The organism is Mangrovibacterium lignilyticum, assembly GCF_010882175.1.
Classification (GTDB): domain Bacteria; phylum Bacteroidota; class Bacteroidia; order Bacteroidales; family Prolixibacteraceae; genus Mangrovibacterium; species Mangrovibacterium lignilyticum.
In genome coordinates this window covers 1,712,537-1,725,438 of sequence record NZ_WKLH01000001.1, presented here as the reverse complement: position 1 = coordinate 1,725,438, position 12,902 = coordinate 1,712,537, and the positions used below count along the sequence as shown (strand labels likewise).

Here is a 12,902-nt window from a genome sequence, read left to right as displayed (position 1 = left end):
AAAACTTAAGATCATGAAATTTTTAAAATCTATAAATAAGAAATTAATTATCGGACTCTCGTTCTTTCTTCTGGTCTTCTCAGCATGTGACGACTTATTGGAAGAAGACGTCTATTCAATTTACACGCCGGATAGTTTCTATGCGAACGATGCTCAGGTGCTTTCATCGTTGTCGGGAGCATATCGGAATTTTGCAGGGATTCCTACCTTCGGGCAGGAATATCGGGCACTGGAACTTTGTGCCGATCAGGTTGCTTGCCACGGAAAAATTCAAGGATGGTGGGCTAACAGTGATTTAGAACAGTTATCGGAACATAAATGGGATGCGAGCCATGGGTATATTAATACCTTTTGGAATACTTTGTTCCGTACCGTTGGACAGGCCAACGCGTTGATTTCTTCGTTGGATGCATCAGGCTTGGATAATGTTGTTGGAGCGAAAGCCGAACTACGGGTTTTGCGTGCTTACGCCTACTTCTACCTGATGGATCTCTATGGGAATGTACCCATTTTTACGGAGCCCAAAGTTGATCCGAATAACTTACCGACACAGAATACCAGAACTGAGGTTTTCAATTTTGTGATTAGCGAATTGGATGAATCTGTTGAAGACCTTCCTTCTCAGAATGATGTCGGCAGCGAGTATTATGGTCGTTTGACAAAAGAAGCTGTTTATAGTTTGAGAGCAATGATTTATCTAAATGCTGAGGTTTATACAGGAACCGCACAATGGGATGATGTGATAACGAATGCTGATTTAGTGATCAACTCGGGAGCATTTCAGTTGCTCGATAACTATTTTGATAACTTCGTTTATAACAACGATGAGAATGCCGAAATGATCTGGGCAGGTGTTTACACGCCTGACGTCACAGGAGGTCCCGGTCACCCGATTGTGCAAAAAGTACTCCCCGGTATTGGTGGTGGATTGTTTGGATTGCCTTACACGCCACAAGATGGTTTTGGTACGCGTCCTTCCGTTCCTGCATTATATGAAGCTGGAGATGATCGTATGGGAATATTTCTGATGCCTGGTGAATTGAAAGATCCTCGTAACGGAGAGACGGTCATGGTGGAAGAAATTGTTCCTGATGGTAACTCTTTCCTGTATGTTGAAGGAGAATCAACAAAAGGACCGGTTCCTTATGTAATTATTAATGCCACAGGAATACGCAACCAACCGATGAACGCCGGTATTAAATGGATAAAGTGGGGGCTTGATCCCAACACCAATGGAGGTAATGCCGGAAATGATATTGCATGGTTCCGTTTGGCAGATGTAATTCTGATGAAAGCAGAAGCTTTGGCTCGTAAAGGATCATTTGATCTGGCTTTGCCGCTGGTTAACCAAGTGAGAGCTAGAAGTCATGCTTCAACACTTGCTTCGGTTACGTTGAATGATATTTTCGAAGAACGAGGCAGGGAGTTAGTTTTTGAGATGAAACGCAGGAATGACTTGATTCGCTTTGGAAAATTCAATGACGCCTGGGAATTTAAAGATGCAGCATCTGACGATCATTGGAACTTATTTCCGATACCGCAGGCTGCAATCAATGCAAATTCCAACCTTCAACAGAATCCTGGATATTAATAACTAATTATAGCAGCCCGAATAACTATGTTCGGGCTGTTTCTTTTTTTGTAAGGAATTGAATCAGTCGATCCTTGGCTTTTTTATGAACGACTCTTAAACACTAAACAAAACTGATATGGATGATCATGGCAGCAGAAACTTGCAAGGCTTGGTTTCCGTTTTATTGGGAGTATTAGCCTTGTTCTCTTCCCAGTATATCCGCGCACAAGTTGTTAATGGTAAGGATTATTCAAGCTTGTCGGGAGTTTATCACACCTTCGATATGGCTGGGGATGATGTTTTTGGTCAGCAGTTTCCATCCGAGAATTTTACTTATATCGACGATGTTACGGGGACCAAAGTTAACGCACTGACAACTTCTCGTCATAATAACTCAAAAATGTACCAAACCCATCCGCAATGGACCGCTGACGGGAAATATGTGGTAATTACCTCCGACCGGACGTCAACTAAGGACAAGCGGGATCGGCAGGCCTACGCTATCTCGATGGATAGTTTTGAAATTACGCAGATTACGACAGGCAATAGAGGTAGTGATTTGCACTTGGGGTGGCACACAAACTCAGCTTATTTGTTCCGTGGTAATCGTTTGGTGCAGCTAAAACTGGACGAGCTACTGGCGGACAGCAATAAAGGGACGGTTGGTCAGCCGGAAGATTACGAAGTGGAGCTGGCAGTTGTTCCCGATTCCATTCGGCCATCCGGCCTGGGGCTTGATGCCAAAGAGAACCGGGTATTCTTTTCGCGGGGTTTGGGTAAAGAGAAATCTGAAATTTACTGTGTCGATTTTGAATCAGGTAAAACCACCAAGGTGTTGGAGGTTCCTTTTCGGATCGGTCATTTGCAGTCGAATCCTTTCATAACCGGCGAAGTCATGTATTGCTGGGAGACCGGAGGTGATTCACCACAACGGATGTGGTACATGACAGTTGATGCAGACGGGAATGTTACGAATAAGCCGATTTATAATGAACATGAAAACGATTGGGTAACGCATGAAGTGTTTATGGGGCCTGATCATATTCTTTTTCACTTGATGGGGCATCTGGATCGTTTACAGACAAACCAAACCGGATTGTATTCTCTAAACATTCGCACTAATGAGCCTACTTTTCACGGGCAAACGAATAAGGGAGGATACTGGCATTGCAATGCAACTCCCGATCGGAAATGGATTGTGTCAGATACTTTTGATGGAAGACTGTACCGAATTAATGCAGAAGATAATAATGATGTTGTGTTGCTTACTCAGGGACATCGCGGGATAAGTGTCAGCCCTTTTACCAGCGAAGCTCATTTGCACCCGTCTGTTAGTCCCGATGGGAAATGGGTTTTAATTAACTCCAGTCGTTTCACAGACAGCGATGTTTTGTTATTGCCGTTATTCCCGGGGAAATAAAGTTGACACGGGGTTGATCGGATGTAAAGCCGTATTTTTGATTTTACTACGAAATTCAATAAATCATGCTAATCAAACTGAATGAATGGTTGCTTGTACGAAAAGTTCTGTTGTTGCTGTTGGCAACGGTGTCAATTAATCTCCTCAATCCAATTAGTTTAAAGGGACAAGATGGCGTAGAGCTGCGTTGGTTAGGCAGAAAGCCACCATCCGCACTAGTTGGTGTAAGTTGGGGAGTTCCTTTCCCGGAAGGAACCGTTCATATAGGTGATGACTTCGTTTTGATGACCGGGGATGATCAATCCATCGAACTGCAGTCGTGGCCTCTGGCATATTGGCCGGACGGGAGCTTGAAGTGGTTGGGCTTTGGTGCTGTTGTTCCTGCCAGTTCGGACTCCATATTCTCACTGAATCCGATAGCTAAAAATTTGGATGATTCGGTCAAGTTGTTTGTGCTTGAGGATGCTCAGGGCTTCTCAATAAACACAGGAAAGTTAGAGTGTGTGGTTCCAAAATCGGGAAGTTCGTTCATCCAATCGATAACGGTTGATGGACGTAAGGTTGCCGTCGATGGTCAACTGCTTTGTGTGAATCAAAATGGCGTAGGCAATGAATTTGGCGATCAACCCGATCGTAAAAAATATGTAAGTCGCATCGACAAGGTTACTTTAGAGCAGAGCGGGCCGGTTCGGGCAGTACTGAAGGTTGAAGGGAGGCATTGTGCAGTGCAAGGAGCCCGGGTTTTGTTGCCTTTTGTCTTGCGTCTATACTTTTATAAAGGAGTGCAGGACGTTCGGATTGTGCATACCATCATCTACGATGGGGACCAGAAATTTGATTTTATACGAGGGTTAGCGATGACTTTTGAAGTTCCATTACGCGAGGCGATGTATAATCGGCATATTCGTTTGGCGGGTGATGATGGCCGGTTGTGGGACGAGCCTGTTCAACCGCTGAAAGGAAGGTATCCGTTTTCAGGAAGAGGGGACGAAAAAGATTGGTATGCGCTGCAGTTGGAAGGAAAACGGCTTTTGGCGAAAGAGGAGTATTCGGACAAACAGCAATTCCTGATTGATCATTTGGCATCGTGGAACGATTTCAAACTAACACAATTGGATGCGGATGGCTTTCGGGTAAAAAAGCGCACGAACGACCAAAGTGCATGGATTGATGCTGGCGCCGGTAACCGTTCCCTGGGAATGGCATTTGTTGGTGATGTGAGCGGAGGTCTGGCAGTTTGCATGCGCGATTTTTGGCAGTCGTTCCCCTCTGCATTGGAAATCAGAAATGCTAAAAGCGATACTGCCGAGATGAGGCTTTGGTTGTGGTCTCCCGAAGCGGAGTCCATGGATATGCGTCATTACGATACAATTCCACATAACCTGATTGCCAGCTATGAGGATGTTCAGCCCGGGTTTAGTCTCGCTACAGGTGTTGGGAGGACTACCGAATTTGTTATCCATCCGTCAGCGGATGTTCCGTCTTATGAATTGCTAAAAGAGATTGCCGATCGGGGGAGTAATCCGCCTTTGCTGACCGTTCAGCCTGAATATATTCATCAGATTCCGGTGTTGGGTATCTGGAGTATACCGGATCACAGCACCGCTGCGAAGTCGTGGCTGGAAGATCAACTGGATAAGGCTTTGGCATACTACAAGCTGGAAGTTGAACAGCGGCACTGGTATGGTTTCTGGGATTACGGCGACATCATGCACGCCTATGATCCGGATCGGCATGTGTGGATGTACGATGTGGGTGGCTTTGCCTGGGACAATACGGAGTTAATGCCCAATATGTGGCTTTGGTATAGTTATCTGCGGTCGGGTAGGGAAGATATTTTTCGGATGGCAGAGGCGTTAACCCGTCACACCGGCGAAGTAGATGTATACCATTTGGGCCGGTTTGAAGGGCTGGGCTCGCGGCATAATGTTCGTCACTGGGGATGCGGAGCTAAGGAAGTGCGGATTTCGCAGGCGGCTTTGGGTCGGTTTTATTATTACCTGACTACCGACGAACGGACCGGCGATTTGATGCAGGCATCGGTCGAAGCATCGAACAGGGCCATTGGCGAGTTTGATCCGTTACGGCAGATTCTGGAGAAAGGGCCTGATCCGACACATGTTCGTGTTGGACCCGATTGGCTGGCTTTGGTTGGCAACTGGATGACAGCCTGGGAACGAACAGGCGACAATCAATATCGCGAACGGATCATGAAAGGAGTAAACAGCTTGTCGAAGATGCCTCATGGTTTCTTTTCGGGAGTGAATGCAGCTTTCGGTTACGATCCTTCAACTTACCAGCTATATCAACTGAATCCCAAAGATGTAGGCTCAGCTCATTTGTCTGTTTTGATGGGCGGTCCCGAGGTTGCCTACGAACTGACGAATTTGCTCAATGATAAAAAGTGGAACAAGCTGTGGTTTCAGTTTTGTCGGCTCTATGCCGCGCCTGAACAGGAAATAGAAAAAGAACTGGGTGTGAAAGCTGAGCTAGGGAAACCGGGTCCGTGGTACGGTCGCTTGTCAGCGTATTGGTATAGTCACTCGGACGACACCAAGTATGCGCAACGGGCGTGGGATATGTTCCTCGAATCTCAACGCGGTCGCTGGCGCACAAGCTTCGACACCCAAACCTTCAATGGTATTCAAAGCTTAGCGCCGGTTGAGGAGGTTCGGGGCGTTTCGACCAATCATACAGCTCAATGGTGTTTGAATGCGATAGAGTTGTTGCAGCTGGCTGGTGAACAGATGCCGGACGAGATTCCTCAGACGGAAGAAACGGATTCGGAGATTGAGGAGTAAGATTTAAAATGGATTTAATTATTATGAAAGTGTACGGAATGAGTAATGGAGTTTGGCTGTTGACCATCCTGTTGAGTGTGGTGGCGATTGTAATATCTGGAGATTTAGCAGGGCAAGGGGACTATCAGAAGGACTCCTTGATTTTTCAGGATAATTTTGACACAGATCTTTCGGATTGGGTGGTCGAAAACAAATTGTCGGATGAGAGCAAGGTTGAGATCCGGGATGGTCAATTGTTGATTGACGTGAATAGCGGTGCCACTATTTGGTGCAAGCAAAAGCTCTTCGGAAACCTGCTCATTGAATTTAACCGCAAAGTTGTGATGGGTGATGGCGCCAATGATCGCCTGTCTGATTTCAATTTCTTTTGGATGGCAACCGATCCGCGTAATGAGAGTCTGTTTAACCGCGATGGTACTTTTGCACAATACGATTCGCTGAGTTTATATTATGTGGGTATCGGTGGTAACTACAATTCGACAACGCGCTTCCGCAAATACATGGGGACCGGCGAGCGTTTCTTGCTTCAGGAGAAAAACGACGAGAAGCATTTGCTTCAGCCCAACCAAAGCTATTTTGTGCAAGTTGTGATTTGTAATGGAACAACGAAGGTATTTGTTAATGGCGAAGAATACTTCACCTACGACGACCCGGATCCTTTAACCGAAGGTTATTTTGGCTTTCGGACCGTGAAATCCCGACAGGAAATTGAAGATATACACATATATAGCATCAGGCTTTGAAGTAAATAGTGTTGCCATCATATAAAATCAGTGTGCATGAAACCGAAAATTAGAGCTCGTTTCTTTTGGGTTGTGACGATGGTTGTAATTGCAAATTTTGACTTAGCGGCAGATCCTCAGGAGGTTTTCAACGTGATGAGTTATGGTGCCGTTGGCGATGGAGTGACATTGGATACAAAAGCGATTCAAAAAGCGATTGATGCAGCAAATGTGGTTGGCAATGGTGCTCAGGTTTTAATTCCGGGGGATCATCAATATGTAATTGGAACGCTCGAACTAAAGAGTAATATTGATTTTCATATCGATAATGGAGCTCAATTGGTTGTTAGCGTCAGAAAAGAAGATTTCTCTGGCGACGCTGCGCTAATAGCTGATGGTGCCGTCAATCTTTCTGTCAGTGGAACAGGCCGAATCAATGGTCGGGCCTTGGATTTTATGTCGCATTACGAAGAGGAAAATGAATGGTGGATTCCAAAGGATTGGCGTCCTAAATTATTTGCCTTTACCTCGTGCAACGATCTTCATATTTGCGATATTACGATTGAAAAGGCTCCGCTTTGGACATTGCATCTATTGGGATGTGAAAACGTGCTGGTTGACGGAATTCGGATTGATAATAATTTGGATGTGCCGAATTGCGACGGAATTGATCCGGATCATTGTAGGAATGTTGAGATTCGAAATTGCCGCATAAGCTGTGGCGATGATGCTATAGTAGTGAAAGCAGCACGTCAGGATCAGGATTACGGGCCATCTGCGAATATCTGGGTTCACGATTGTATCATTGAAACACAGGACTCCGGTGTCAAAATCGGAACGGAGACGACGCAGGATATTTTCAATATAACTTTTGAGCGTTGTGAAATTAAGACCAGCTGCCGCGGCTTAACGATTCAGTTGCGTGACGAAGGGAATGTATTCAATGTTTTGTTTAAAGACATCAATTTTGTTTCGCGTTACCATTCTGATCCGTGGTGGGGAAGAGGAGAAGCTATTTCGTTCACCGCTATTCCTCGATTACCGGGGGGAAGAATCGGTACTATTCGTAATGTTGTTGTAAGAAATGTTACCGGAAGGGCAGAAAATAGCGTTCGGATTAATGGAACTAAAGAAAGTCGGATTCGAAATATTTGGTTCGAGGGGGTTCATTTAAAGATGGATCGATGGACCAGGTATCCTGGGAAACTGATGGATAATCGGCCTACAAAGGCATATGATGAGATTGAATATCGAAATACTCCGGGCTATTATATTCGTTTTGCCGATCAGCTAACGTTGAAAAATTGCTCTGTTGACTGGGGCACGAATGTGCCTGAATATTTCACACATCTACTCGAAGCGCACGATGTTACTTCTCTCAATCTAGAGGGTATTACTGGCAGCGCTGCTCACCCGGAACGAGATAGCGCAATTGTCGTAAAAGAAGATTAACCTTTGTCAAAAAAAGTCAATACATGAAACGATTAACCATCCTTTGCTTATTTCTGGTAATTATCTCAGGACTTTGGGCACAATCAATTGATAATAGTTTTGAATTGCCATTAGATCAGGTTCTAACAGAGGTTGAACGTCGGTTTCAGGTTCATTTGGAATATGACTCGGAATGGGTTGACACGCTGGAGGTTCGTTTTGCACGCTGGCGATTTCAAAGTGAGTTGGAGACTACATTGTACAATGTTCTTGGCCCCCTTGATTTAGTATTCAGTAAGAAAAGTGATTCGGTTTATGTGGTTTTGCCTTTCCGTTACTATGTCCGATCGGTGGAAGAAGGGAAAAAGCATCTGGAAAGGCTGGCTGGTTTGTCTCCGGATTTGGAAAGTTGGAATGCCCGAAAGGAAAACCTGAGAACCTGTCTGTTTGAAGCGCTGAGCCTTGATCCACTACCTCAAAAAAACGAATTAAATCCAATTTACACAACGGCTGAGATGATGGATGGATATTCGGTTGAAGATGTCGCTTTGGAAACGCTGCCGGGCGTCTATATATCAGGAAGTCTATACAAGCCCGCACAATTGAAAGGGAAGTCTCCCGCGATATTATTGGCGCAAGGGCACGGAGATATGCAACATTATCATGAGAGTTCGCAGAAACTGGCAGCATCACTGGCGCGGATGGGGGCTGTTGTATTTAGCTACGATATGTTTGCGAAAGGGGAATCCGGCTTGCAGTTCCCTTATGGCGCTCACCGGACCGGATTAGCACAGAGCATGCAGACCTGGAATAGCATCCGGGTGCTTGATTTTCTTTGCTCATTACCGGATGTCGATTCTCAGAGAGTTGGTATGACCGGAGCTTCGGGCGGTGGAACGCAGACTTTTTTGTTGACTGCTTTGGACGATCGAGTGGCTGCCAGTGCACCGGTCGTGATGGTGTCTTCCTGGTTTTTTGGCGGTTGCCCCTGCGAAAGCGGTATGCCTATTCATGCATGCGGTCGGTGGGGAACAAATAATGCTGAGATTGCGGCAATGGCAGCTCCCCGGCCAATGTTGGTTGTCTCGGACGGCGGAGACTGGACTGCCCATGTACCGGAAATCGAGTTCCCTTTCATTCAAGATAGATATAGTTTGTACGGTAAGCCGGCGCTTGTCCAAAATGTCCATTTCCCTGATGAAAAGCATGACTACGGACCATCTAAACGCAAGGCTGTCTATGGATTCTTTGCCGACGTGTTTACACTGGATTTGAATAGCGTCCTTGATGCCGAAGGAAAAGTGACCGAAGAATTGGTTACTGTTCAACCACTAGAAAAAATGCTCGTGTTTGGAAGAAACGGCGAGTCTTTGCCCCAAAATGCTATTCATGGCATAGACGAGTTGAAAAAGCTTCTTGAACAATAATTCTCAATTTTCTCCCCGTTGAATCATATGCGTTTAATTAAATAGGATACGTTTGGTCTTTCAGCTGAACTTGTTTGTGTATTCACGACATATCACCTTTTGTTCGTTGTGTGCGGCATTGTTCTGTCTTGGTTTTATCATAAGTGAGGTGATCGAGTGATCTGAATGTGTTGGTTTATAGGTCTGTTGTTTGCCATGAGAGCATGGATAATGATCAAAATCATGTTTTGTGATCTCCAAAGTGAAAAAAAGATGTTTTGTAGCAATTGCTTAAGAAAAAATCTTCTAAAGTTATTCTCGAAATCACAAGAAAAGTTAAATTGTGCAAATAAAGATTAACGAATCTCAAAGTGATTTGATGTCCTGACTTTATGAATTAATAATTTTTTTCCTATCAATTAGAACCAAAAACCTTGCTTATGAATCTAAAGTTTAATTGGTTAAGAAAGTGTATTGCAATCTTAGCTGTATTTTTTTTAGGAATCGGAGCATTACTTGCTCAGGAAGTCAATCTTTCGGGAACTGTTACCAGTTCTGAAGATGGAAGTCCTTTACCAGGTGTTTCAGTGCTGGAAAAAGGAACGAATCATGGCACAGTGACTAACTTTGATGGTCAATATTCGATCAGTCTCCCCCAAGGGGCAACTGTTGTTTTCTCCTTTATCGGAATGACAGTTCAAGAAGTGGTGGCTACCAGCTCCCAAACGCTGGATATTGTTTTAGTTCCCGAGACTGAGGGACTAGAGGAAGTTGTGGTTACCGCATTGGGTATAACGCGTGAGAAAAAATCGCTGGGATATTCGGTTGCCGAAGTTGGGAGTGAAGAGGTTTCTACCGTTAAGGATGTAAACCCAATGAATTCACTTTCCGGTCGTGTTGCCGGTGTTACAATTACCCAGGGATCGTTCGGTCCGGGGAGTAGTTCAAGAGTTGTCATTCGTGGTAACAACTCGTTAACCGGAAATAATGAGCCTCTTTATGTTGTAGATGGTATTCCAATGAGCAACGCTGGCTTTGGTAGTGCCAATGAAAACGAGGCGGGTGAATATTCAAAATCCGACTATGGTTCTGGAATTGCTGATATTAACCCGGACGATATTGCCAGTATTTCGGTGTTGAAAGGGCCAAATGCTGCGGCACTTTATGGTTCCCGGGCCGCCAACGGTGTTATCATGATTACGACTAAAAAAGGTTCTGCAGGTAAAGGTGTTGGAGTTTCGTTCACATCGAATACAACTTTCGAAACACCAATGCTTCTTCCCGAATATCAAAATAAGTACGGTCAGGGTACTGAAGGGTATGTTCCGTCGAACGTTGAGGATTTGAAAGGTGCAGGAGGGTCGTGGGGGGGCCTGATGGATGGTTCAAGCCAGTTGTATTACACCGGTGAAAATAAACCGTATAGTCCTCAGCCCGACAATGTAAAAGACTTTTTTGACACCGGAACAACGTCGATTAATACGTTGGCATTGACGGCTGGTAACGATAAAATGAATGTTCGTTTTTCGTATACCAACACGGAATCCAAGTCAGTTATTCCGAATTCAAAAATCAAACGTCATAACTTCAACTTGCGGGGTTTTGCGAATCTAACAGATAAATTGTCGGTTGATGCAAAAGCGACTTATTTCAATCAGTACGGGAAAAATCGCCCGACGCTCGGGACTGAAGGTTTGATGTCGAACTTGTATAATATTCCAAGGAATGTTGCTATTAATGACTACAAAAACTACCAGGATCCGGAAACCTTAAGCTCTGTTTCCGCGACATCGCTGAATGCAAACCCATATTGGACACTTTACAATGATAAAAATGAAGACTGGAAAGATCGCTTCCAGGGATTTGCTAAAATTCAATACGAATTCACCGATTGGTTATCGGCCTACGTTCGCATTGGTACCGACATGTCGACGGTGAATATTGAATCCGTCAATCAATACGGACATTGGTACAGCTCAACAGGTTCATTCAATTACCGGGAGTTACAATCTCAGGAAACAAATGCCGATTTTTTGTTCCTGTTTAAAAGAGACCTGACAGAAAAAGTTAACCTGAACGCCTCATTGGGAGGTAACCACATGTACCGGACAAACAGGGGGCACAGTGTTAGCGGTTCGAAGTTTCGAATTCCGGACGGTCCTCCGTTAAGCAGCGCTTCAGTGGTCACGCCCGGGTTTACACCGTTACAGGAAAAGGAAACCAATTCGTTATATGGTACCTTAAGTTTTGCATATGATCGTTGGTTCTATCTGGATTTTTCAGCCCGTAACGACTGGTCTTCAACTTTACCTGACTCGAACTGGTCATATTTCTATCCATCGGTTAGTACATCGATTTTGTTTAACGATCTGCTGGATCTTGATAGTTCTGTTCTTTCATATTCAAAAGTTCGTGCCAGTTGGGCTCAGGTAGGTAACGACACCAGTCCTTATCAACTGTACGACACCTATTCGTTGGCGTCAATTTCAAGTTCTTATCTCGGCGAAACAATGATGTCCAGAAATGAGACCAAGTACAATCCGAATCTGAAACCCGAAGATGTTCGTTCATTTGAAATCGGTGGTGAATTCCGTTTCTTCGGAGATCGTTTGTACACTGATTTGGCTTACTATGATATTGTGTCTAAGGATCTGATCATGGATGTTCCGATTTCGAAATCAACTGGCTATAGTTATATGAAGGAAAATGTCGGTGAAATTGAAAATAAAGGTTTTGAAATGATGATCGGTGGTCTTCCGGTTAAGACTTCTGATTTCAGTTGGGATGTTTCGTTAAACTTTGCAACCAACAAGAACAAGATGAACGAGCTGATCGAGGGAACCGATGATTTCACGTTCTCAACAATAAACAGCGGAAATGTGATCGTTAAAGCAACCGTTGGTGGCGGTTTTGGTGATATCTACGGAACCGATTGGGCAAGAGATAATAATGGGAAAATCCTGGTTCGGGATGATGGGAGACCACAGGCCGGAAGTGAGAAAGTTCACTTAGGAAACTACCAGCCCGACTGGACCGGAGGATTGAGTAATACGATGAAGTATAAAGACTGGAAGTTGAGTTTCTTGATTGATGCCCGCTTTGGTGGTGAAGTATATTCTGGAACCGACTCCGGTATGGATGATGATGGCACGAGCAAACGTACACTTCAATACCGGGAAGGTGGTGTTGTGGTAGATGGCGTTTTGAGTGACGGGTCAGCCAATACGACTTCTATTTCTGCTCAGGATTACTGGGGGGCAGTAAGTTCAATTGCTTCGGAATATATATACGATCAAACCAATGTACGTTTGCGCGAAGTTTCATTGATTTGGAATGTTCCATCGAAATGGCTGGATGGCACCATTGTGAAGAATGCTTCACTTGGTATTGTTGGTCGTAATTTGTTCTTCATTTACAAGGATACAGACAACTTCGATCCTGAGTCCAGTTACAGTGTATCTTCTTACGCTCAGGGAATTGTATATTATCCGTTGCCTACAAGTCGCAGTATTGGTTTCAATTTGAATGTGAACTTTTAATCCTTAATTC

General features: G+C 44.5%; 7 protein-coding genes. All 7 read left to right on the top strand.

The genetic code is table 11. The features are described 5' to 3' along the window. Positions 1-13 precede the first annotated feature (13 nt). The 7 genes from GJV22_RS06940 to GJV22_RS06910 all read left to right on the top strand — a co-directional run bounded on the left by GJV22_RS06940 (position 14) and on the right by GJV22_RS06910 (position 12,892). Complete coding sequence (locus GJV22_RS06940; protein WP_163710644.1) at positions 14-1,591, top strand: RagB/SusD family nutrient uptake outer membrane protein; 1,578 nt, start codon at positions 14-16, stop codon at positions 1,589-1,591. Positions 1,592-1,709: 118 nt separating this feature from the next. Beyond that, positions 1,710-2,993 (top strand): TolB-like translocation protein, encoded by a 1,284-nt coding sequence (locus GJV22_RS06935; RefSeq protein WP_163710639.1) that lies wholly within the window; start codon positions 1,710-1,712, stop codon positions 2,991-2,993. 65 nt (positions 2,994-3,058) lie between these two features. Beyond that, positions 3,059-5,794 carry an exo-rhamnogalacturonan lyase family protein gene (locus GJV22_RS06930; RefSeq protein WP_163710638.1) on the top strand — a complete coding sequence of 912 codons (2,736 nt, stop codon included), beginning with the start codon at positions 3,059-3,061 and terminating at the stop codon, positions 5,792-5,794. 8 nt (positions 5,795-5,802) lie between these two features. Next, the gene (locus tag GJV22_RS06925; protein ID WP_163710634.1) at positions 5,803-6,537 is read left to right on the top strand and encodes a DUF6250 domain-containing protein; all 735 of its coding nucleotides are present in this window, start codon (positions 5,803-5,805) and stop codon (positions 6,535-6,537) included. Positions 6,538-6,573: 36 nt separating this feature from the next. Further along, positions 6,574-7,968: a glycoside hydrolase family 28 protein gene (locus GJV22_RS06920; RefSeq protein WP_205461759.1), complete on the top strand. Its 1,395-nt coding sequence runs from the start codon at positions 6,574-6,576 to the stop codon at positions 7,966-7,968. Positions 7,969-7,991: 23 nt separating this feature from the next. Then, complete coding sequence (locus GJV22_RS06915) at positions 7,992-9,374, top strand: alpha/beta hydrolase family protein (RefSeq protein WP_163710631.1); 1,383 nt, start codon at positions 7,992-7,994, stop codon at positions 9,372-9,374. Between the two features lie 419 nt (positions 9,375-9,793). Next, complete coding sequence (locus tag GJV22_RS06910) at positions 9,794-12,892, top strand: SusC/RagA family TonB-linked outer membrane protein (protein WP_163710628.1); 3,099 nt, start codon at positions 9,794-9,796, stop codon at positions 12,890-12,892. The last annotated feature ends 10 nt before the right edge of the window (positions 12,893-12,902 follow it).